Source organism: Photobacterium swingsii (genome assembly GCF_024346715.1).
Classification (GTDB): Bacteria; Pseudomonadota; Gammaproteobacteria; order Enterobacterales; family Vibrionaceae; genus Photobacterium; species Photobacterium swingsii.
This window is the reverse complement of the sequence record NZ_AP024852.1, coordinates 3,266,976-3,289,161: the sequence shown is the minus strand read 5'-3', so window position 1 is coordinate 3,289,161 and position 22,186 is coordinate 3,266,976. Positions and strand designations below refer to the sequence as shown.

General features: G+C 45.4%; 19 protein-coding genes. 9 read left to right on the top strand and 10 right to left on the bottom strand.

Annotation, left to right across the window (positions count from 1 at the left end; all coding sequences use genetic code 11):
• The first annotated feature begins 25 nt into the window (after positions 1 to 25).
• Entirely contained in the window at positions 26 to 1,456 is a 1,431-nt protein-coding gene (hldE, locus tag OCU77_RS14825; RefSeq protein WP_048899465.1) for a bifunctional D-glycero-beta-D-manno-heptose-7-phosphate kinase/D-glycero-beta-D-manno-heptose 1-phosphate adenylyltransferase HldE, read from the top strand.
• Between the two features lie 111 nt (positions 1,457 to 1,567).
• On the opposite strand, the gene tolC is transcribed toward hldE, so the two are convergent.
• A complete protein-coding gene (gene tolC / locus OCU77_RS14820; RefSeq protein WP_107303032.1) occupies positions 1,568 to 2,869 on the bottom strand; it encodes an outer membrane channel protein TolC in 1,302 nt (433 codons plus the stop codon).
• A 287-nt stretch (positions 2,870 to 3,156) separates the two neighbouring features.
• Here tolC and nudF point away from each other — a divergent pair, with 287 nt between their 5' ends.
• The 8 genes from nudF to idi all read left to right on the top strand — a co-directional run bounded on the left by nudF (position 3,157) and on the right by idi (position 11,624).
• Positions 3,157 to 3,801: an ADP-ribose diphosphatase gene (gene nudF / locus OCU77_RS14815; RefSeq protein ID WP_107303033.1), complete on the top strand. Its 645-nt coding sequence runs from the start codon at positions 3,157 to 3,159 to the stop codon at positions 3,799 to 3,801.
• 38 nt (positions 3,802 to 3,839) lie between these two features.
• The gene (locus OCU77_RS14810) at positions 3,840 to 4,232 is read left to right on the top strand and encodes a DUF1249 family protein (RefSeq protein ID WP_048899497.1); all 393 of its coding nucleotides are present in this window, start codon (positions 3,840 to 3,842) and stop codon (positions 4,230 to 4,232) included.
• Positions 4,233 to 4,339: 107 nt separating this feature from the next.
• On the top strand, positions 4,340 to 5,164 hold the full coding sequence (gene cpdA, locus OCU77_RS14805; RefSeq protein WP_048899466.1) for a 3',5'-cyclic-AMP phosphodiesterase: 825 nt from the start codon (positions 4,340 to 4,342) through the stop codon (positions 5,162 to 5,164).
• Entirely contained in the window at positions 5,164 to 5,760 is a 597-nt protein-coding gene (gene yqiA, locus OCU77_RS14800; protein ID WP_239686011.1) for an esterase YqiA, read from the top strand. Before cpdA ends, yqiA begins: the two co-directional genes overlap by 1 nt.
• An 83-nt stretch (positions 5,761 to 5,843) precedes the next feature.
• Positions 5,844 to 7,727 (top strand): DNA topoisomerase IV subunit B, encoded by a 1,884-nt coding sequence (parE, locus tag OCU77_RS14795; RefSeq protein ID WP_048899468.1) that lies wholly within the window; start codon positions 5,844 to 5,846, stop codon positions 7,725 to 7,727.
• 105 nt (positions 7,728 to 7,832) lie between these two features.
• Entirely contained in the window at positions 7,833 to 10,100 is a 2,268-nt protein-coding gene (parC, locus tag OCU77_RS14790; RefSeq protein ID WP_107303034.1) for a DNA topoisomerase IV subunit A, read from the top strand.
• A 163-nt stretch (positions 10,101 to 10,263) separates the two neighbouring features.
• The gene (locus tag OCU77_RS14785) at positions 10,264 to 10,986 is read left to right on the top strand and encodes a 1-acylglycerol-3-phosphate O-acyltransferase (protein WP_048899469.1); all 723 of its coding nucleotides are present in this window, start codon (positions 10,264 to 10,266) and stop codon (positions 10,984 to 10,986) included.
• Positions 10,987 to 11,087: 101 nt separating this feature from the next.
• Positions 11,088 to 11,624 carry an isopentenyl-diphosphate Delta-isomerase gene (gene idi / locus OCU77_RS14780; protein WP_048899470.1) on the top strand — a complete coding sequence of 179 codons (537 nt, stop codon included), beginning with the start codon at positions 11,088 to 11,090 and terminating at the stop codon, positions 11,622 to 11,624.
• 58 nt (positions 11,625 to 11,682) lie between these two features.
• Here idi and OCU77_RS14775 read toward each other — a convergent pair whose 3' ends face one another.
• From OCU77_RS14775 to OCU77_RS14735, 9 genes are all read right to left on the bottom strand, one after another.
• A complete protein-coding gene (locus tag OCU77_RS14775; RefSeq protein ID WP_048899471.1) occupies positions 11,683 to 12,069 on the bottom strand; it encodes a Rid family detoxifying hydrolase in 387 nt (128 codons plus the stop codon).
• A gap of 153 nt (positions 12,070 to 12,222) precedes the next feature.
• Complete coding sequence (locus OCU77_RS14770; protein WP_084711813.1) at positions 12,223 to 12,717, bottom strand: arginine repressor; 495 nt, start codon at positions 12,715 to 12,717, stop codon at positions 12,223 to 12,225.
• Positions 12,718 to 12,956: 239 nt separating this feature from the next.
• Entirely contained in the window at positions 12,957 to 13,991 is a 1,035-nt protein-coding gene (locus tag OCU77_RS14765; protein WP_084711814.1) for a serine protease, read from the bottom strand.
• Between the two features lie 215 nt (positions 13,992 to 14,206).
• Positions 14,207 to 14,671 (bottom strand): aspartate carbamoyltransferase regulatory subunit, encoded by a 465-nt coding sequence (gene pyrI / locus OCU77_RS14760; RefSeq protein WP_048899472.1) that lies wholly within the window; start codon positions 14,669 to 14,671, stop codon positions 14,207 to 14,209.
• A gap of 16 nt (positions 14,672 to 14,687) precedes the next feature.
• Positions 14,688 to 15,617, bottom strand: coding sequence for an aspartate carbamoyltransferase (gene pyrB, locus OCU77_RS14755; protein ID WP_048899473.1), 930 nt, complete (start codon positions 15,615 to 15,617; stop codon positions 14,688 to 14,690).
• Positions 15,618 to 16,095: 478 nt separating this feature from the next.
• A complete protein-coding gene (locus OCU77_RS14750) occupies positions 16,096 to 17,106 on the bottom strand; it encodes an ornithine carbamoyltransferase (RefSeq protein WP_048899474.1) in 1,011 nt (336 codons plus the stop codon).
• 127 nt (positions 17,107 to 17,233) lie between these two features.
• A complete protein-coding gene (arcC, locus tag OCU77_RS14745) occupies positions 17,234 to 18,145 on the bottom strand; it encodes a carbamate kinase (RefSeq protein WP_048899475.1) in 912 nt (303 codons plus the stop codon).
• 86 nt (positions 18,146 to 18,231) lie between these two features.
• Complete coding sequence (arcA, locus tag OCU77_RS14740) at positions 18,232 to 19,452, bottom strand: arginine deiminase (protein ID WP_048899476.1); 1,221 nt, start codon at positions 19,450 to 19,452, stop codon at positions 18,232 to 18,234.
• A gap of 1,120 nt (positions 19,453 to 20,572) precedes the next feature.
• A complete protein-coding gene (locus OCU77_RS14735) occupies positions 20,573 to 22,018 on the bottom strand; it encodes a YfcC family protein (protein ID WP_048899477.1) in 1,446 nt (481 codons plus the stop codon).
• Positions 22,019 to 22,186 lie beyond the last annotated feature (168 nt).

Here is a 22,186-nt window from a genome sequence, read left to right as displayed (position 1 = left end):
AGTTTTCACTTTCCCGGAGATAAAAATGAAATTGACTCTTCCTGATTATGATCAAGCTGATGTGCTCGTTGTCGGTGATGTCATGCTAGATCGTTACTGGTATGGGCCAACAGGGCGTATTTCGCCAGAAGCGCCAGTACCCGTAGTTAAAGTTGATCAGATTGAAGAACGTCCAGGTGGTGCAGCTAACGTCGCAATGAACATTGCAGCCTTGGGTGGTCATGCTCGCTTAGTGGGCCTTACCGGGATTGATGAGCCAGCGAAAGCGTTGACGGAAAAACTATCGTCGCTAAAAGTACGTTGTGATTTTGTCTCGCTGCCTGATTACCCTACCATCACCAAGTTACGTGTGATGAGCCGTGGTCAGCAACTGATCCGTTTAGACTTCGAAGAAGGCTTCCACGATGTGGACCCTGATTTGATCATGCCACGCCTTGAGCAATCACTGTCGCAAGTGAAAGCCGTGATCTTGTCGGATTACGCGAAAGGTGCATTGGAGCATGTTCAAACTATGATCCAAATGGCACGTAAAGCGGGTGTGCCTGTTCTTATTGACCCAAAAGGGGCGGATTTTGAACGTTACCGTGGTGCAACCTTGCTGACTCCAAACTTGTCTGAGTTTGAAACCGTGGTCGGTAAAGTGCATGGCGATGCTGATATCGTTGAAAAAGGCTTTGCCTTGATGGAGCAATTCGACTTCGAAGCGCTATTGGTAACCCGCAGTGAACACGGTATGACCTTGTTACAGCGTGGCCAAGAGCCATTGCATATGCCGACTCAAGCGCAAGAAGTGTACGATGTAACAGGTGCCGGCGATACGGTGATTTCTGTGCTGGCCTCTTCGCTTGCAGCAGGTAAATCACTGTCTGATGCGTGTAAGCTTGCCAATGCAGCAGCGGGTGTTGTCGTTGCGAAACTGGGTACTTCAACCCTATCAACGATTGAGTTGACTGATGCGATTCACGGTAGCCAAGATAGCGGCTTTGGCGTGATTGCTGAAGATCAGCTAAAACAAGCTGTGCTAACTGCACGTGCGCGTGGTGAGAAAGTGGTGATGACCAACGGTTGTTTCGATATCTTGCACGCTGGCCACGTGGCTTACTTGAATGAAGCGGCAAAATTGGGCGATCGCCTGATTGTGGCGGTGAACTCAGATTCATCGGTACAAGCGCTGAAAGGTCCTGGTCGCCCAGTGAACCCTGAAGATCGTCGTATGGCGGTACTGGCGGGGTTAGGTGCGGTTGATTGGGTGGTTCCTTTTACCGAAGAAACGCCGCAACGTCTGATCAGTGAAATCCTACCAACACTGTTGGTGAAAGGTGGCGATTACAAACCTGAAGAAATTGCAGGTGGCCAAGAAGTGATTGCCGCTGGTGGTCAAGTATTGGTGCTGAACTTTGAAGATGGCTGTTCTACCACTGAAATCATTGAAGCGATCCGTGGTGGTCGTGGCTAATCGTAGATAGGCCTTACGATAGGCTAATTAGCGGGTAATAAAAAAGCGCCGATGGGCGCTTTTTTTGTATCTGGTAGTCGCTGACGAAACATGGCAGCGATGAGCACAGAGTTATTTTTTCGCTTTGATCAAGCCAGCATTGATATCTGTCACGTCTTGTTCGTTAAGCGAACCAACAGCTTGTTTTAGCTGAAGTTGGCTTAGGATGTAGTCATAACGTGCGTTCGCCAGTTGACGGTTTGCATCGTATAGACGACGTGTTGAATCAAGTACATCAACGATAGTACGTGTACCTACTTCAAAGCCTGCTTCTGTGGCTTCCAATGCAGATTGCGCTGAAATGACAGATTGTTGGTAAGCACGAAGTGCACCAATAGAGGCATTGATGTTGTTGTAGAATGCGCGAACATCTTTAACAACGCTGCGGTAAGAACCTTCCAGTTGCTCACTTGCTGATACGTACGAGAATTGTGCTTGTTTTACTTCAGAGCTTGTTTTACCACCGCTGTACACAGGCAGATCAAGGCGAATACCCGCCGTTAATTTACCGTTATCAGACGATGATGGGTCAAGTTCGTTGTAGTTGTAACCAGCGTTAAATCCTAGTGTTGGTAGGTGGCCAGATTCAGCTAAAGCAATGCTATCACGTGCGATATCTTGCGAGATACGTGCTGTAAGTAGTGACAGGTTTTCTTTCTCTGCGTCTTGGATCAATTGCAGCACTTTAGATTGTGGACGGCTAGCTGAGAAGCGAGCGGTATCCAAAATGTTGAGATCTGTGTGCTCTTGACCTGTGATCTCACGTAAACCTTCATAGCTGTTGGTTAACGCGTTTTCTTTCAAGATTTCATCAGCTAATACGCTATCGTACTGAGCTTGCGCATCATGTACGTCAGTGATCGCAGATAGACCCACTTCAAAACGTTGTTTGGTTTGTTCTAGTTGACGACCAACTGCCGCTTTTTCAGCACGAACAAACTCTAGGTCGTCCATCGCTTTAAGTACATCAAAGTACGCTTGGCTTACACGCAAGATCAAACCTTGCTGCGTTGCAGCAAAAGAAGCATCGCTTTGGCGCGCTTTTTTCTCAGCAATGTCTAGGTTTACCCAGCTAGCACGATTGTAGATAGATTGGCTAAGGGTCATACCAGCATTAAAGCCGTTGTCGTTTGATGCATTATTATCTGCTAGTTCAGTGGCATTGTAGCCAGCATTCAGATTGATCTGTGGCAGCAAAGTACTACGCGATGAATTGATTGCTTCAAATGACGCATCTTTGTCCGCAGCCGCTCTTAATAGTTGCGGATCATTTTGTTTCGCTTGTTGATAAATTTCGGCAAGGTCATCGGCCAATACAGAGTGGCTGATGCTACCTAGGGCTACGCTCATAAAGAGTGGGAGCAATTTTTTCATGGATGCCTTTCCTGGTCCTGACAGTCAAAATAGTGCAAGCGATCAGTGTAACGAAAGAATGCTGACAGTAAACTGATCAATTCGCTATTTTACTTATAATTGTTATTAAGTGTGAAACCTTGGTTCGTAAACTTGAATCACATCATTGATATTACTGTATAAGATTGTAAGCGATATAAAAAATTATACGACTTAAATAAAATCACAATAATTATCAAAAATGTTGAATAAAATCATTGCTGATATTCAACTTGAGTGGAAAAATAGTGCTAAAGGAGAACACAAACATGAGCAAAGATTCCACCACAGTGTCAGCGCAGGTAGTGTATACCAAGGATGATGTCGAAATTTTGTCAACAAAGCCGCTGTATCAGGGCTTCTTCAAAATGGTGTCTTACACCTTCAAGCATAAACTCTTTTCTGGCGGTTGGAGTGATGAGCTCAATCGTGAAATGTTTGAACGCGGTCATGCTGCGGTGTTGTTACCCTACGACCCGTTTCACGATCAAGTTGTGCTGGTGGAGCAATTTCGAATCGGTGCATTAGCGGCGGATTGTGAACCTTGGCAGCTTGAAATGGTTGCGGGCATGATTGAAGAAAATGAAGTGTCAGAAGAGGTTGCTCGTCGCGAAGCTCACGAAGAAGCTGGGATAGAGGTCAATGAGGTGGAGAAAATCACCCGTTACCTTGCCAGTTCAGGCGGTTGTTCTGAAACCCTCGACGTGTTTGTTGGTCGTGTTGAAAGCAAGCTTGCCTCGGGCATTCATGGTTTACCCGAAGAAGGCGAAGATATTCGTGTTCATGTGGTGTCGCGCGAACAAGCCTACCAATGGGTAGAATCTGGTAAAATAGAAAATGCGGCTTCTATCATTGCGCTACAATGGTTGCAGCTAAATTATTTACGTCTCCAACAGCTATGGTGCAAGGATTAAGTTTGAAGAACCGATATACCGTTGATCTTGCTGGTATCATGCGTTTGTATGAAACCAACTATGCGAAGCTGCTCCCATTACTACCAAAATCTGATGAGGTAGGAGACAGCTGTGTGTATCAAGTTTTTGGTCATGAATATACGATAACCATTACTGAGTCAACGCGCTATACCACGGTGATTGAACTGCTTCAGCAAGACGAAGCATCACTCCCTGTCTATATGTATCCGCATCTAATTATTCGCTTGTACCACGATGCACGAGTGGCAGAAGTGTGTTCAGCGCAGCAGATTTCGCGCTTGAAGCCAAGGTATGATTACCCCAATATGCGAATGCATCAACAAGATGAAAAACATCAAGTTAACCGCTTCCTTGGCGATTGGTTAGCTTATTGCCTGAAAAACGGCATCAGCAAACAATCGGTTTGTTGATATTCTATTGGTTGCTACCATTATAAAAAATAGATTGGGACAATGAGTGGTAACCCCTCTCGTGGTTACCCGTACATACATTGAGACATTACAGGATTTAAACGATTTTGCAGACGTATACGTTGCCTCAGCAAGGTCCAGATAAGGTTGTCTTGCTTCAAATTACTGATACGCATTTATTTGATGACATATCAGGAAGCTTATTAGGCATAGAAACAAAGAAAAGTTTTCATGCAGTGCTTGATGCTGTAGACGATGCTGCGCGTCCGTTTGATGCGATTGTAGCCACGGGAGACATATCCCAAGATCACAGTGAAAACTCCTACCAACGCTTTGCTGACGGCATAAGTCGTTGGAAACAACCTTGTTTCTGGCTTCCAGGTAATCATGATTACCAACCGACCATGCGCTCCGTGTTGCCTTCACAGCAAATTAAACCTTGCGAGCAAGTGCTTGCGGGGGATCATTGGCAAGTCATTTTACTCGACAGTCAAGTACCGGGCGTACCTCATGGTGCCTTGAGTTCGACTCAACTTGAAATGCTTGATAGCGCATTAAGCACACACCCAGAGCGCCATGCGTTAGTGCTGCTGCACCACCACCCGCTCGAAGCGGGGAGCTACTGGCTGGATCAGCACCAGCTACATAATAATGAAGCGCTATGGTATGTGCTGGATCAGCACCCACAAGTGAAAGCGGTACTGTGTGGTCATATTCATCAAGAACTGGATCGTATGTACCGAAATGTTCGGGTGCTTGCGACGCCGTCGACATGTATTCAATTCTTGCCTGATTCGAATGACTTTGCACTCGACCAAGTCAACCCAGGTTGGCGTTACTTAGAGCTTTATAACAACGGTGATATTTGTACTCAGGTGTCTCGTGTGCAAGGGCCACAGTTTGCCCCACAATTTGACGCAGCAGGGTACTAATGATGGAAACCGCACCTAAAAAGCCGTTGCTACTGTATATACATGGTTTTAATAGTTCGCCGAAATCATTGAAAGCTCAGCAAATGCTGGAGTATTGCCGTCAGTATCGCCCTGATATTCGCGTCGAGATCCCACAGATGCCGTGTTATCCCGCCCAAGCTGCGGAGTTCATTGATAATAAGGTACAAGCATTAGCGAAAGATCACCGCATTGGCTTAGTAGGCAGTTCATTAGGTGGCTATATTTCGACGTGGTTGAATGACCGCTACCAACTGCCCGCTGTCTTGGTGAACCCTGCGGTGAAGCCTTATGAGTTACTGGCTGATTTTTTAGGTGAGCAGGTAAACCCATACACTGATGAACGCTATTATTTAGCGCCTCATCATATGGACGAGCTACGCTTAATGGATGTCGTTAGTGTGACCCGCCCACATCAATTGTGGTTGCTGCAGCAAGAAGGGGATGAAGTGCTCGATTATCGCCAAGCAGTAACTAAGTATGCCGACTGTAAACAAACGGTTGAAGCTGACGGAGATCATAGCTTCGTCGGATTTGAACGCTTTCCTGCCGACATCATTCAATTTCTTGGTCTTTGAGCCGATTATAACGACCTCAGCTTGACAAGTGAGCTGGGGTTACTGACTATTGTTGCCAAAATTTTCTCGTAAACTTCCGTGATATGACAGATCAAAGCTATAACGCTGGAGCCATTGAGGTTCTAAATGGCCTTGAGCCAGTACGCCGCCGTCCCGGCATGTACACTGATACGGTACGCCCTAACCACTTAGGTCAAGAGGTGATCGATAACAGTGTCGATGAAGCATTAGCCGGCCATGCCCGCAAAGTTGAAGTCATTCTCCATGCGGACCAATCCTTAGAAGTTACTGATGATGGGCGTGGTATGCCTGTCGATATTCACCCTGAAGAAGGGGTGTCAGGGGTTGAGTTAATCCTCTGTAAACTCCATGCCGGTGGTAAATTCTCAGGCAAGAACTATCAGTTCTCAGGTGGTTTGCACGGGGTAGGTATCTCGGTCGTGAACGCCTTATCAAAGCGCGTGGAAGTCACGGTTAAACGTGATGGTCAGGTGTATCAAATTGCCTTTGAAAATGGTGATAAAGTTTCCGAGCTTGAAGTGATAGGGACTTGCGGCCGACGTGCCAAGGGTACTCGCGTGCATTTCTGGCCTGATGGTAGCTATTTTGATAGCCCTAAATTTTCAGCCTCGCGCCTGAAAAACAATTTGAAAGCCAAAGCAGTACTTTGCCCTGGCTTAGAGATTGTATTTACCGACAAAAATACTGATGAAACCATTCGTTGGTGTTACGAAGATGGCTTGAAAGACTATCTAGCCGAAGGCGTAAAAGGCTATACCTTATTGCCAGAAGAACCGTTTACAGGCGTATTCAGTGCGCAAACTGAAGCGGCCGACTGGGCGTTATTATGGTTGCCTGAAGGTGGCGAACTGATCACTGAAAGTTACGTTAACTTGATCCCGACGGCGCAAGGCGGTACGCACGTAAACGGCTTACGCCAAGGTTTGCTTGATGCCATGCGTGAGTTCTGTGAATTCCGTAACCTGCTGCCTCGTGGTGTGAAGTTAACCGCCGATGATATCTGGGAGCGTTGTGCTTACGTACTGTCGGTGAAGATGCAAGATCCCCAGTTTGCGGGTCAAACGAAAGAACGCTTGTCGTCGCGCCAATGTGCGGCGTTTGTATCGGGTGTGGTGAAAGATGCCTTCAGCCTCTGGTTGAATGAGCGCCCACAGCTAGCAGAGCAATTGGCGGAAGTATGTATTGCCAATGCCCATCGCCGTATGCGTGCCAGCAAAAAAGTGGTGCGTAAGAAAGTGGCTTCTGGCCCTGCACTACCAGGTAAGCTGGCCGATTGTTCGCAACAAGATTTAAATCGCACCGAACTCTTTTTAGTGGAAGGTGACTCGGCGGGTGGTTCAGCGAAGCAAGCTCGTGATCGTATGTTCCAAGCGATCATGCCGCTGCGCGGTAAGATTCTGAATACGTGGGAAGTCTCTGCTGATCAAGTATTAGCATCGCAAGAGGTTCACGATATCTCTGTTGCTTTGGGTATCGACCCTGACAGTGATGACTTGAGCGGCCTGCGTTACGGTAAGATCTGTGTTCTTGCCGATGCGGACTCCGATGGTCTTCACATCGCAACCTTGTTGTGTGCTTTGTTCATGAAGCACTTTGAAGCATTGGTTCGTGCTGGTCATGTGTTCATCGCAATGCCACCACTGTACCGAATCGACTTAGGCAAGGAAGTGTATTACGCCCTTGATGAAGGCGAGAAGAACGGCATTCTAGAGCGTCTGAGCAGCAAACGTGGCAAGGTGAACGTACAACGATTTAAAGGTCTGGGTGAAATGAACCCACTCCAGTTACGTGAAACCACCATGGATCCAAATACACGTCGCTTGGTGCAACTCACTATTGATGACGACAGCCAAACCAACGAGATGATGGACATGCTGCTAGGTAAAAAACGTGCAGAAGACCGTCGTCACTGGTTACAAGACAAAGGCGATATGGCTGAAGTGTAACGGCGAGCGTTACGTTCAGGTGGGGTTACCCCAATAACGAATGATGGAGGCTGGTGGCATGACGCTTACCAGCCTTCAAAGTAAGATTGAAACGGATTACCGACGATGACTGATGTCTCAATGGACGGCGTTGAACAGCTTCCGCTAAGGAAGTTTACCGAAGACGCTTACCTCAATTATTCCATGTACGTAATCATGGATCGTGCTTTACCTTTCATTGGTGATGGCCTTAAGCCTGTACAGCGCCGTATTATTTACGCGATGTCAGAGCTGGGTTTATCGGCCACCGCTAAATACAAAAAATCGGCGCGTACCGTCGGTGATGTATTAGGTAAGTACCACCCGCATGGTGACTCGGCATGTTACGAAGCGATGGTATTAATGGCACAGCCATTCTCATACCGTTACCCGCTCGTTGATGGCCAAGGTAACTGGGGTGCGCCGGATGATCCGAAATCTTTCGCAGCAATGCGTTATACCGAATCGCGCTTATCACGTTTTTCTGAAGTGCTACTGGCTGAACTAGGTCAAGGCACAGCAGATTGGGTGCCAAACTTTGATGGCACCATGAACGAACCAAAAATGCTGCCAGCACGTCTGCCGCATATCCTGCTTAATGGTGTCACCGGTATTGCCGTAGGTATGGCAACCGATATTCCACCGCATAATGCCCGTGAAGTGGCTAATGCTGTGGTGCATTTAATTGATAACCCTAAATCTGAACTTGATGATTTGATGGGGTTTGTACAAGGCCCTGATTATCCAACTGAAGCGGAAATCATTACCCCTAAAAGCGATCTTAAAAAGTTATATCGCACGGGTAAAGGCAGTATCAAAATGCGGGCGATTTGGCATAAAGAAAACAGTGAGATTGTCATCACTGCCTTGCCACATCAAACCTCTGGTGCGAAATTACTTGAGCAAATCGCGAACCAGATGCGCGCTAAAAAGTTGCCTATGGTTGAAGACTTACGTGATGAGTCTGACCATGAAAACCCAACGCGTATCGTGATTGTGCCGCGCTCTAACCGCATTGACTGCGATCAGTTAATGAATCACCTGTTTGCCTCGACGGACCTTGAGAAAAGCTTCCGTGTGAACTTGAATATGCTGGGGCTTGATGGTCGTCCGCAGGTGAAAGGGCTGGTAACCATTCTAGGTGAATGGTTGGAATTCCGTCGCTCAACGGTGCGTCGTCGTTTGCAATACCGTTTAGACAAAGTGCTGGCACGCCTTCATATTCTTGAAGGTTTATTAGCCGCTTACCTTAACATTGATGAAGTGATTGAGATTATCCGTAATGAAGATAATCCTAAAGCCGAGTTGATGTCGCGTTTTGATTTAAGTGCAATTCAAGCAGATGCGATTTTAGAGATTAAACTACGTCAACTGGCGAAGTTAGAAGAAATCAAAATCCGTGCAGAGCAAGATGAATTAGCGAAAGAACGTGATTACCTAGAGAAATTACTGGGCTCAGAGCGTCGCCTAAACACCTTGATCAAAAAAGAAATCATTGCCGATGCTGAGAAATATGGTGATGAGCGTCGTTCACCTTTGGTTGAGCGTGAAGAAGCGAAAGCGCTGACAGAGCGTGATTTGATCCCTAGTGAAGCCATCACTGTCGTGTTATCAGATAAAGGTTGGATCCGCCATGCTAAAGGGCATGATGTTGATCCTTCAACACTGAGCTACAAATCGGGTGATAATTACTTAGCGCATGCGCGTGGTAAGAGTAACCAACCTGCCATTTTCTTGGGAACCGATGGTCGTAGTTACGCGCTTGAGTCGCACTCATTACCATCGGCACGTAGTCAGGGGGAGCCGATCACAGGTCGCTTAAACTTGACGGCGGGCAGTCATGTACGCCAAGTGCTGATGTCGGAAGATGAGCAAATGTGGCTGATGAGTTCAGATGCAGGCTACGGCTTCATCTGTAAAGGTAGCGACATGGTATCGAAGAACCGTAATGGTAAAGCGCTACTTACTGTCCCTGAAAGTGCTTTGGTGCTACCACCGCAGCCGGTGAGGGATCTTGATAGTGATGATGTATTAGTGATCACCAATGAAGGGCGCATGCTGATGTTCCCTGTCAAAGATTTACCGCAGTTGAGTAAAGGTAAAGGTAATAAGATCATCAATATTCCAGCCGCACGATCGAAAGCGCGTGAGGAAATGGTGGCACACATGATCATCTTGCCAGCGAATAGCCATATTACTCTGCATGCCGGTAAGCGTAAGCTTGGTTTGAAACCATCGGATTTGGATAACTTCCGTGGTGAGCGCGGTCGCCGTGGTGCAATGTTGCCACGTGGCTTACAACGCGTGACAGAGATGGAAATCTCAGCACCGGAAGCTGACGCCAGCGAAGAATAAATGAGTGTGCGGTGAACAACATCGCACCTAGCTCAATGTTCTAGAACATAGATAAAGCCCTCAGTGATGAGGGCTTTGTTTTTTCTGATTGGTGCGGAAAAGAGGGTGTAATTTCCTGTTGCCTAAGTATACTAGCGAACGCTTGTACGCTGAGGAGATATCAATGATATTGTTGTTCCGCATGATCGCCATGGCACTTTTTGCCGTGTTCATGTTTGTATTTGGCTGTGGCTACTGCCTATTAAGCCCTCGTAATCCGACACACGTATATACCTGTGGCCGCCAATTTAGCAAAATGGCACGTATCTTAGGGATCAAACTTGAGGTTCGCTACGCTGATGGCGCTGAAGGTGTGGGCTCCAGTGTATATATAGCTAATCACCAGAATAACTACGATCTATTTACCGTGTCTGGTGCCATCATGCCACGCACTGTGACTGTGGGTAAAAAGAGCCTTGTATGGATGCCTTTATTTGGGCAGCTGTACTGGATCACAGGGAATATTTTGATCGACCGCGCTAATCGCAGCAAAGCGGTAGGGACGATTGGTCAGATCGTAGAAAAGATCAAACAACGTAATGTATCGGTATGGATGTTCCCTGAAGGGACACGTTCTCGTGGTCGTGGTTTGTTGCCATTTAAAACCGGCGCTTTCCATGCTGCCATTGGTGCAAACGTGCCTGTGGTACCTATTGTGTGTAGCTCGACGGAAAACGTGAAGCTGAATCGTTGGGATAACGGTGTGGTGATCGTTGAAGTTATGGCGCCCGTATCGACTGACGGTTTGACCAAAGAAGATGTACGTGGCTTATCTGATACTTGTCGAGAGCAAATGAAAGACAAGCTTGAACAGCTGAATGCAGAGGTCGCTCAACGCGCCGCATAAGTCTGATTACACCCGTACAATGAAAAGGATGAGCTTTTAGCTTGTCCTTTTTCTTTTGTTTTAAAATAAAAAATAGATGTAACGATTGGTAAGGCTGTCGTATGAAGAAAGAGCAAGTGGTACTTGTGACACCCGAAGGTGAAACGATTGGGTTGCAAGAGAAAATGCAGGCGCATTACGGTGGTCAGTTACATTTAGCCTTTTCAGTGCTTTTGTTCCGAGAGGGGCAAGATGAGCGTGAATACCTGCTGCATCAACGTGCGTTAGGGAAGTATCACAGTGGCGGCTTGTGGACCAATACCTGTTGTTCACATCCTCGCCAAGACGAGTCTTTTGTTGCGGCGGGCATTCGCCGTCTTGAGGAAGAGATGGGCATTGCTGAGCCGCTTCCATTACAAGACATCGCCACTTTCTTATACCGCGCAGAGCTTGATAATGGCTTGGTAGAGCACGAGCTCGATCATGTGCTTATTGCTAACTGTGGCCCACTTAATATTAATCCGAGTGAGGATGAAGTGATGGCGTATCACTGGTGGCCTGAATCTGAGTTGGTTGCCGCCTTAGCGGACAAGCCTGCTAATTTTACAGCCTGGTTTCCACAAGTGTGGCAGCTTGTTTTGGCGCATGTGACGCAATAGCTAATTAGAACTTATAAAAAAAGCTGCCATCGGCAGCTTTTTTTATGAGTGTTGAGCATTACTTACGAACAGCAATTGCTTCAATTTCGATTTTCACGTCTTTAGGTAGACGAGCAACCTCAACACAAGAGCGCGCAGGGTAAGGTGCGTTGTGCTCATCAAAGAATGCACCGTACACTTCATTAACCGCTGCGAAGTCGTTGAGATCTTTTACAAATACTGTCATTTTAACAATGTCAGCAACTTTAAGACCTGAAGATTCAACCACTGCTTTTACATTGTCTAGTGACTGGCGAGCTTGCGCTGCAATGTCTTCTGCTACTTCGCCTGTTTCAGGGTTAACTGGGATCTGACCTGAAGTCAGTACCATGTTGCCTAGGTCAACACCTTGTACGTAAGGGCCAATTGCTGCTGGTGCTTGTTCGGTGTGTAGAACTTGAGTCATTGATAATCCTTAAATAAGTATCAAAGTAAATACCAAGCGACATGCCATCATGCAGCACTCACCGTTAGGCTGCTTGGTATTGAGCAGTTGAGAGTCTAGAGGCTAGCAACTCTCATTGCTAGAGGTCAAAGATTTTCAATCGATAAAGGCAATTTAGGCAGGAATACCTAAACGGGTTTTGACCACTTTTTCACACTCATCAATGCGATTGATATCTTTCGGTGCCACCATCACGGTATCGTTACCACCAACGGTACCTAATATTTCAGCATGTGGTTGGACATCAATTAAGCGAGCCACCAATTGTGCACCACCTGGGTGGGTTTTAACCACCACAACAAGCTGGTTGTGAGTGATAAATTCAATTTGTGACGCGATTGAAGAGCCCACTTGTACTGGCTCATTCTCAACGGTGAGACAGTACACTTTCTTGCCATAAGCGTTAGGCACTTTTGCTACGCCCATGCGAGAAAGCAGGCGTGATACCGTTGATTGGCTGACATCGGTATAACCCATGTCGATCAAGCTTTGGCGAATATCATCTTGGGTAGAAAAGCTTTGCTGTTGCAACAGACGTTTACATGCGGTCATGATGTCTTCGTCAGATGCACTCAACTCTAGCGCGCCGTGTAATTCGTATCCATTCACGGGCAACTCCTTTTTATTTTAGTAGGTACAAAGATCGTATCTTGTAGCTATTCAGCGCAGAGCGTTGGGCTGTTGGTGTAGCAAGGTCAACAGCGTTAGCGAGCTGAATCGTTACTTTATTTGTTATGAGGTTTTGTGTGCGAGATTATTCAAGCCTTGCATAATCTTGCACAAGAATCATACCAGTAAGATCGTATCGTTTGTTTGACCCTAGTCACCAAAATAATGAACTGGTTGCACTACCAATAGGTAGGTTGAAACCCTATTTCATTTAGGAGCTTATTGTTTGCCTTTGGTGGTGTCTTTATTTGTTCTTTTTGTGGGGTATCTCCCTGTTTTTGTTGTGAATTAATGGTTGTTGCCTGACTGTCAGAAATCGTCGTTATTTGTGGTGTTAGCACGCTGGGAGAGGACGAGGTGAGCGACGAAGATAATGGGTGTTGTACTACAGCGTAATGGTTGAAAACAGAAATAGTTGCGCTGGTGTTTTCTTCACCATTATGCCCTTGGTGTGTGATTGAGTGAGTGCTGGATGAGGCTGGCATTGAACGATTACCAAGTAAATCGTGGGGGGTATTAATATGCTCGATATAGGGCGCGACTTGAATATTGGCAAGATCTGGGCTGGCGTAGGCAGTGTTAACGCCTAGTTGGGTTAACCAATCAAAGATCAAGGTGGCTGGTACAAATTGAGTATATCGCTCAGCGGCACGTAAGTTTTCAATGTCTTCTGGGTTATCTAATATTGCGACTGTGATCCCAACGATTTGCCCTTGTGCATTAAAGACCGGGCCACCACTCATGCCTGACATACTTGGCGCATCACTTAACGAATATAAGCACTTACTATTGGTATCGAGTACGTCTTGTAAGTATTTTCCTTCCCCTTTTATCGTGGTGCCCAGTAGTGAGTGGCCTTGATGACTGACGGCTTGATCGGGATAGATCAACCCCCATTGAGGAATTGCATCAGCAGGGGTACGCGATCGAACTAAGGATAAATCGCAGTACGGGTGATGAATGACATCCAGATCCCACGACAACTGAGCAACATGTTTGGCGGTGATCTGGTATTGCTCATTGATGGGTACTGAAGAGCCAAAGCCCCCGAACAACATAGGGACACCAATGACGACCATGTTATTGGCTTGATGTGAGCGGGTGTGTTCGACACTCCCATTGCTCGCGATACATTGGGTTAATGAAAGTGCGAGGATCGTGGTTAGCAATACCCTACCGTAGTGCTTGATTGTGAGTGAGGTTAATTGTGCCATTGCCGTATGCCTATTAATAATTGTTATGGGCAGCCAGCACGTAAAGCGAAAGTGTGGTGATACCGTGGGCTGCTTTTAACAAATTAGCCATCACGATAAAGCGGCGTTGCGGTAGAAATGAGAATAAAAAAGCCTGCTCATTTATGAGCAGGCTTTCTTGTTATTTGAGCATTAAAGCCAAGTATTAATACAAGGCTTAGTGATGCAAAAATGTCTTAGCGACGTTCTGTCATGATTTCGCGTGAGAATACTTTCTCGCAGTATTTACACTTAAGCTGTACGTCTTCATTTTTGTTAATCACTTTGAAGCTGCTATCAACAGGTTCACCGTGAGTAATACAGTTACTATTTGGACATTCGAAAATCGCATTGATTTGCTCTGGCAGTGTCAGGCTTAGTTTCTTCGCAACTTCGTAGTTTTCGATTTGGTTAACCGTTGCTTTCGGTGCGTACATCGCAAGCTGGTTAGCTTGATCTTCGCTGATGAAGACATTTTCAATTTTGATCAAATCTTTTGCACCCTGCGCCGAAGATGGCAGGTTTAAACCAACAGTGACACGTTGGTTAGTTTTGTGCATTTGAAACAGTTTTAGAATCTTGATACCAACGTTCGCAGGAATGTGATCGATAACAGTACCGTTCTTAATTGCTTCAACCTGTAGTTGAGTTTCTTTAGTCATGACTGCGCTCTCCTGCTTAAAGTTGTTCGTTTAGTACAAGTGCTAGTAGGGCTTCACGGGCGTAAACCCCATTTTCTGCTTGCTCGAAGTAGTAAGCATGCTTCGTTTTGTCGACATCAACGGTGATTTCATCCACACGTGGTAGTGGGTGAAGGACTTTCAGGTTGTCGCGTGCTTCTGTCAACATTGGTGCTGTCAGGATGTAAGCTGCTTTCATGTGCGCGTATTCAGATTCATCGAAACGCTCTTTTTGTACGCGAGTCATGTACAGTACATCGAGTTCAGGAATCACTTCTTCCATGGTGGCGTGCAGGCTGTAGTTGATGCCGGCTTCGTCTAATTCTTCGCAGATGTAATCAGGCATCGCCAGAATTTCTGGTGCGACAAAGAAGAAATTGATGTTATCGAATTTTGATAATGCTTGGGTTAGTGAGTGTACGGTACGGCCGTATTTTAAATCACCCACAAATGCGACGTTAAGGTTATCTAGGCGACCTTGGGTTTCGAAGATAGAGAACAGGTCAAGTAAGGTTTGTGTCGGGTGCTGGTTTGCACCGTCGCCGCCATTAACAATCGGCACACCGTTTGAAAACTCAGAAGCGAGGCGTGCAGCGCCTTCTTGTGGGTGGCGCATAACGAAAGCGTCAACGTATGAAGAAATAACCTGTACTGAGTCGGCCAGGGTTTCACCCTTTTTCGCGAGTGATGTGTTACCGCCGTTATCGAAACCGATAACAGTGCCGCCTAAGCGTTGAACAGCAGTTTCAAATGATAGGCGAGTACGGGTTGAAGGTTCAAAGAAACAGCTTGCCACTACTTTATCTTTAAGTAGTGTCGGATTTGGTTCAGCTTTTAGCTTTCCAGCCGTTTCAACAATCAGTTCTAGTTCACTGCGGTTTAATTCCGGTATGGAAATGATGTGCTTTTGGAACAGCGAATTCGCCATGGCTCTCTTCCCTTCTGTTGATTCAATATACGAACGAAACACTGTCTGCTCTCTCTTTCTTAGTAAAAAACAGACAAAAAAAAGCCCCCTTAAAAAAGGAGGCTCTTTTTGTAAAAAACAGAAATAATGAAAAACGCAACTAACGCCATTTTTCGGCGCGTCTTTAGCAAATTTTGCTGAAGAATAGTCATCATTTCCCATCTCTGTTTAGACAAATTGCGAAGGATTATACGCCCATTTTTTATGAGCGCAAGCGTTTGCGTAAACTATTCATTTAATGGAAGTTTATGCATATTTACCTGCATATTTTTCATGGCTTGTTATTGGGGTAACTGACTGAAAGTTTAAGTTTTTTGACAGGAGTATTGAGGGCGGTTATTCAATCGTGCTGTGATATAAATGCAAATGCCAACCCGAAGGTTGGCATTAATTATAAGAGCTTTACTATTCGTTCAGAATAAAAACTCAAGAGAGTCGATTATTGACCTAGCGTAGCAACCATTACAGCTTTGATTGTGTGCATACGGTTTTCAGCTTCGTCGAATACGATAGAGTGCTTAGACTCAACCACTTCGTCTGTTACTTCAACGCCGTCTTTTAGCATTGGGTATTCTTGAGCTAGTTCTTTACCAACAGTTGTGTCTTCACCGTGGAATGCTGGTAGGCAGTGCATGAATTTAACATGTGGGTTGCCAGTCGCTTTTAGCATTTCCATGTTTACTTGGTAAGGTAGCATTAGGTTGATACGCTCAGCCCAAGCTTCTTTCGCTTCACCCATAGATACCCATACGTCAGTGTATAGGAAATCACAACCTTGAACGCCTTCTTGAACGTCTTCAGTCATAGTGATTTTAGCGCCAGTTTCTTCTGCGATTGCACGACATTGTGCTACTAGCTCTTCTTCAGGCCAGTATGCTTTTGGTGCAACTAGGCGGATGTCCATGCCCATTTTCGCTGCGCCAACCATTAGAGAGTTACCCATGTTGTTGCGAGCATCACCTAGGTAAGCGAAAGTGATTTCGTGTAGTTGCTTGCCACGACCATGCTCTTGCATAGTTAGGAAGTCAGCTAGGATTTGAGTTGGGTGGAATTCGTCTGTTAGGCCGTTCCATACTGGAACACCAGCGTGTGCGCCTAGTTCTTCAACGATTTCTTGACCAAAGCCACGGTACTCGATGCCGTCGTACATACGACCTAGAACGCGTGCTGTATCTTTCATTGATTCTTTGTGACCGATTTGAGAACCAGATGGGCCTAAGTAAGATACTTGAGCGCCTTGGTCAAATGCAGCAACTTCGAATGCACAGCGAGTACGAGTTGATGTTTTTTCGAAGATAAGAGCAATGTTTTTGCCAGTTAGGCGAGGCTGCTCGTAACCGTTGTATTTCGCTTTTTTCAATTCTGCAGAAAGTTCTAGCAGATGTTGGATTTCACGTGGAGTGAAGTCTAGTAGTTTAAGGAAGTTACGGTTGCGAAGATTAAAAGCCATGATGATTTCCTCTTAAGAATCGGTATCTCTCTGCCGACAGCGACCTTGGTAGTTAATAGTGGTCAGCTGTCGGTAAGTAGTATCTATTGTTTATCGTATTATTGCGTTCTTGTGAATAACTATTTTGTTATTCTGAAATAATATTCGTGCCAGCTTCACCTTTCAGGATGCGTAGGCCATCTTCTAAAGCACCGATACCTACTAATTTGCCACCTTGATTGATGAATTCACATGACGCTTCGATTTTTGGCCCCATAGAGCCAGCATCAAATTCGTAATTCGCTAATTCTGCTGGAGTCGTGCTGCTCAATGCTTTTTGCGTTGGCTTGCCCCAATCCAGGAATACTGCTTGTGCATCTGTCAGAATCAACAGTGCATCAGCTTCAAGTTGTTTCGCGAGGAAAGCTGCTGACATGTCTTTGTCGATTACAGCTTCTACGCCAACTAATTTACCGTCAACTTTCTTCACTGGGATACCGCCACCGCCAGTACAGATTACAAGGTGACCTTGTTTAATCAGTGCTGTGATTGCATCGTCTTCTACGATACCGGTTGGTTGTGGGCTTGGTACTACGCGACGGAAGTATTCGCCGTCAGGTTTTACTGTCCAGTGGTATTTTTCTGCTAGGTCACGCGCTTCGGCTTCTTGGTATACAGGGCCGATAGGTTTTGTTGGGTCTGCGAATGCTGGATCTGCTGGATCAACAGTCATTTGAGTCAACATGCATGAAACGTGTTGTTCTGGTAGTAGGTTTTTCAGCTCTTGCATCAGCATGTAGCCGATCATGCCTTGTGTTTCTGAACCTAGTACGTCTAGTGGGTATGGATTTACTGCTTTGTATTCCAAACCTTGAAGTGCTAGTAGGCCAACTTGTGGACCGTTACCGTGTACTAACACCACGTTGTATTCTTCTGCGATAGCCGCGATAGTTTCAGCAGCTTTTGCGATATTGATTCGTTGAGTTGAAGCCTCTAATGGCTCACCGCGACGAAGTAGTGCGTTACCACCCAATGCAACAACAACAGTTTGCTTAGTCATGGGATTATTCTCTCTTGGTTTTAAAGTGGTTAGCCGATAGCTTTACCGGCTAACCGTCTGAGCATTGTCTAGTAAAAGACTATTGCTTAGATGCCGTCACGTTCGATTGGGCAGCTCATGCAGCGAGCGCCACCGCGGCCACGGCCAAGTTCGTCACCTGGGATAGGTAGAACTGTGATGCCTGCTTTGTCGTATTTTTCGTTAGTGTAAGTGTTACGCTCGTAACCAATTACAACACCTGGTTTAACAGTTAATACGTTGTTCGCATCGTTCCATTGCTCACGCTCAGCTTCGAAGCTATCACCACCAGTAGTGATTAGGTTTAGCTTGTCTACGCCTAGTGCTTTCTCGATTGCAGTTACGAAGTAACCTTCTTCTTTCACTTTAACAGCGCCAGACTCGTCACCAGTTAGGCTCCAGCATTGAACGTCTTTACGTACAACTTCTGGGTATACAGAGAATGTATCTTCACGCATGTGAGTCATTACTGTATCAAGGTGCATGCAAGAGCGGTGCTTAGGTAGTTGCATTGCGATAACTTGTTTCGCTTCGCCGTGTTTGAATAGGCTAGAAGCAAGTTGTTCAACACCTTGAGCAGTAGTACGCTCAGACATACCGATAAGTACTGCGCCTTTACCAATTACTAGTACGTCACCGCCTTCGATTGTTGAGTTGTCGTAGATTTTTTCTTCGTCGCCAAAGTATTTAATGAAGTCTTGGCCAGCGAAGGTTGGGTGCCAACGGTAGATTGCACGAACGTGGTTTGTTTCACGTTGACGAGCAGGTTTTGCCATTGGGTTGATTGAAACACCGCCGTATACCCAGCAAGATGTATCACGAGTAAATAGGTGGTTTGGTAATGGCTCAACGATGAAGTCAGTAGGCTCGTGCATACCTTGCATCATTGAAGAAGATTGAATTGGTAGCTCAGCGTAGCTTAGGCCGCCTAGAAGAATAGAAGATAATTCTTTGCTAGGAAGGTCAGCTAGGAAGCAGCGAACGTCATTTGCGAATGCTGGACCTAAGCGGTAGTCAGAGATCTGTGTGTTAAGAAGCCATTCTTTTGCTTCAGGCACTTCTAGCGTATCTGCTAGTAGGTCACCAAGAAGCATTACTTCAACACCTTGCTCACGTAGTGTGTTAGCAAATACGTCGTGTTCTTGGCCAGCGCGCTCAACAGCTAATACATCATCAAATAGTAGATCGTGACAGTTTGATGGAGTTAGGTGAGTTAGCGCACGCTCTGGACGGTGAATTAGAACGCGGCGTAATTGACCTATTTCAGAACCTACGTAGAACTTACTCATGATCGTATCTCTCTATTTAATATGCCAACAAATTCCGGTTGGCTTTATTTATTTTATGGCGGGGAAACTAACGTTTGTTTATTTCCCTGCTCTCCTTTGTTGTGAATCATTCTACTCTTAACGGGGTATTAGTCTTAGAGGTTTGTCACACTTTATATATTAACAAAATAACTTAACTTACTATTTTTTTAACATTTTCGATGCATTTGTTATTAGTTTTCAAGGCTGGGAATTTATGTTGTCTAAGTGGGTTTATGCACGCTTTAATTATTTTAAGTTGTTGTTTTTGTGTATTTTGGGTTGGGGGTGGGATACTTTATGCATTTTTTATGTGAGGGGGTAAATGCGTAAAATACAATCTTATGCACATAAAATGGCTGTCTATCTAAAAAATGAGTGTTTGTTAATTTGTTGGTAACAAAACTTTTTCTTTTAATTTGATCTTAATCTGTTTTTGTAATTTTAGAACATCAACTAAATAGCTCAAATTTGCTTTGTTTATATTAATGGTTTATGGCATTTCAATGAATGTTCGTTTTGAAAGTTGCCATATTTTCTTCATGGTGATGTAAGAAAATATTAATGGTTTATCTGTTCGGTTTTTATTTTGTGATTTTACATTTTAGTTATATTTTATCGCTGTTATTAGGGTGAGAGAAAATAAGTTAAAAAGTAGGGGGTTAATTTAAATAATTAAATAGTGCGGATTATTGGGGTAAATATTACTTTGAATCTATTCGTTAATTTGTAGAGGTGTGATGGCCAGTTAAAAGGTTGGTATAAGCTGAAAATGAGAAGCAAAGTATCAGCATCTAAAATCGCATGTGGGATACTACGACGAGAAGATACGAACGGATGCCTCATCAGCCGCTGGTCGCTTGTATCCATGGTGCATCAATGCACTCATCGTACCTGTAAAGGCGTCTCCTGTAGGCTATAAGCTTGACAGCCAGCGACCTGACGTTTTATTAGGCTTACTTAGCTTAGCCAAAAATGCATTTAACCAGGCTAAATGGTCGTGGCTTCGGTGAGGTAACCAGAGAAAATGAAGAATAGTTGTGGTGAAAAAAAAACCGCCCGAAGGCGGTTTTTGTGGGGATGAAGATAAAGCCAGTTTTACTTAAAGGACTGCGCCTACACTTAGCATAACCATGATAAGTACAGTCAGCATACCTAGTAGTGGTGCTACCCATTTTACCCAGCGAACGTAAGGAACGCGTGCGATAGCTAGACCACCCATAACAACCGCAGATGTTGGGGTCATTAGGTTTACAATACCAGATGCAGATTGGTAAGCCGTTACGACTAGGTCACGACTCACACCTGCGAAGTCAGCAAGTGGTGCCATGATAGGCATAGTTAGAACAGCTAGACCAGATGAAGAAGGTACTAGGAATGAAAGAACGATTTCTAACCAGTACATAACGTTGATGAACACGATAGAAGACAAACCTGTAACTGCGCTTTCAGCAGCAAACAGAATTGTATCTGTGATCATACCGCGGTCCATGATTACCACGATACCACGTGCGATACCGATGATAAGTGCAACACCTAGTAGGTCACGTGCGCCATCGATAAAGCTTGAAGTGAACTCTTCTTCGCTCATACGAGCAATCAGACCGATGATGATAGTTGACGCTAGGAACATGCCTGAAATTTCAGCCATCCACCAACCAGCAACAGATACACCGTAAATCATGATACCGAATGATGCAGCGAAGATAGCAAGAATGATTTTACGTGTTGTTGTGAACTCCAACATTTCGCCAGACTGGTTGCCTAGGAAGTGTGCTTTGTTCTCTTCGTACTTGTCGAAAACGATAGATTTAGTTTTGTCAGCACGTACCATTTTTGCATAGCGCATTACGTAGCCAACACAAATTAACCAACCGATAGCCAGCATAGCAACACGAAGCATGATGCCGTCTGTGAATGGGATACCCGCGGCGTTTGCTGCGATTACTGTTGCGAATGGGTTAATGGTTGAACCAAGCGTACCGATACCAGCACCTAGCAATACTGTTGCTGCTGCTACGACTGGGTCAAAGCGCGCTGCCATCATGACAGGAACAAGTAGGGTGTAGAAAGGTAGGGACTCTTCCGCCATACCGTAGATAGTACCGCCTGCAGCAAACAATGCCATCAGGATAGGTATCATCATTTCTTCTCGCCCTTGTAAGCGAGCAGTAACACGTTCGATACCCGCATCGATAGCACCTGTTTTAGTCACTAGACCAAGGAAACCACCGATGACAAGAATGAATAATGAAACATCGATTGCAGCAGCTTCGTAAGTATTGTGATCGTAGAAGCCATCAATCGGTGCAATAAGTACATCGATAACGCCTTGAGGGTTGCTATCTACAGCGTGGTAGGTGCCCGTTACTGGCACTTCTTTGCCAAGATCTTCATTCATTACGCGCTCATACTGACCCGCTGGAACAATCCAGGTTAACAGTGCGACAAACGCAATGAGGCCGAACAGGATGGTGTAAGCAGAAGGGAATTTAAAGTTGGCAAAGAAGCCGCCTTTCTCTTCTTGTTGTACCGTTTGAGTCGTCATTTTTATCTCCTTGCACCCATATCTGTGGTGGTTTATGGGTGTGATCCAGTACGCCGAACAATGAAGTGGGCGCAAAAGGGCTCCCTGAACAGTAGCGTTCAGTAAAACGTGTTATTGGAAGTTAGCTTGGTGTGTGTTGGTACACACATCCACGTTTGCTTGAGTTAC

Coding starts and splice junctions, on each gene's coding strand:
- parC (WP_107303034.1), top strand. CDS start 7,833: ATGACTGATGTCTCAATGGACGGCGTTGAACAGCTTCCGCTAAGGAAG.
- yqiA (WP_239686011.1), top strand. CDS start 5,164: ATGATGGAAACCGCACCTAAAAAGCCGTTGCTACTGTATATACATGGT.
- tolC (WP_107303032.1), bottom strand. CDS start 2,869: ATGAAAAAATTGCTCCCACTCTTTATGAGCGTAGCCCTAGGTAGCATC.
- OCU77_RS14765 (WP_084711814.1), bottom strand. CDS start 13,991: ATGGCACAATTAACCTCACTCACAATCAAGCACTACGGTAGGGTATTG.
- arcC (WP_048899475.1), bottom strand. CDS start 18,145: ATGACTAAGCAAACTGTTGTTGTTGCATTGGGTGGTAACGCACTACTT.
- OCU77_RS14750 (WP_048899474.1), bottom strand. CDS start 17,106: ATGGCTTTTAATCTTCGCAACCGTAACTTCCTTAAACTACTAGACTTC.
- hldE (WP_048899465.1), top strand. CDS start 26: ATGAAATTGACTCTTCCTGATTATGATCAAGCTGATGTGCTCGTTGTC.
- idi (WP_048899470.1), top strand. CDS start 11,088: ATGAAGAAAGAGCAAGTGGTACTTGTGACACCCGAAGGTGAAACGATT.
- OCU77_RS14735 (WP_048899477.1), bottom strand. CDS start 22,018: ATGACGACTCAAACGGTACAACAAGAAGAGAAAGGCGGCTTCTTTGCC.
- OCU77_RS14785 (WP_048899469.1), top strand. CDS start 10,264: ATGATATTGTTGTTCCGCATGATCGCCATGGCACTTTTTGCCGTGTTC.
- OCU77_RS14810 (WP_048899497.1), top strand. CDS start 3,840: ATGCGTTTGTATGAAACCAACTATGCGAAGCTGCTCCCATTACTACCA.
- OCU77_RS14775 (WP_048899471.1), bottom strand. CDS start 12,069: ATGACTCAAGTTCTACACACCGAACAAGCACCAGCAGCAATTGGCCCT.
- parE (WP_048899468.1), top strand. CDS start 5,844: ATGACAGATCAAAGCTATAACGCTGGAGCCATTGAGGTTCTAAATGGC.
- arcA (WP_048899476.1), bottom strand. CDS start 19,452: ATGAGTAAGTTCTACGTAGGTTCTGAAATAGGTCAATTACGCCGCGTT.
- pyrI (WP_048899472.1), bottom strand. CDS start 14,671: ATGACTAAAGAAACTCAACTACAGGTTGAAGCAATTAAGAACGGTACT.
- pyrB (WP_048899473.1), bottom strand. CDS start 15,617: ATGGCGAATTCGCTGTTCCAAAAGCACATCATTTCCATACCGGAATTA.
- nudF (WP_107303033.1), top strand. CDS start 3,157: ATGAGCAAAGATTCCACCACAGTGTCAGCGCAGGTAGTGTATACCAAG.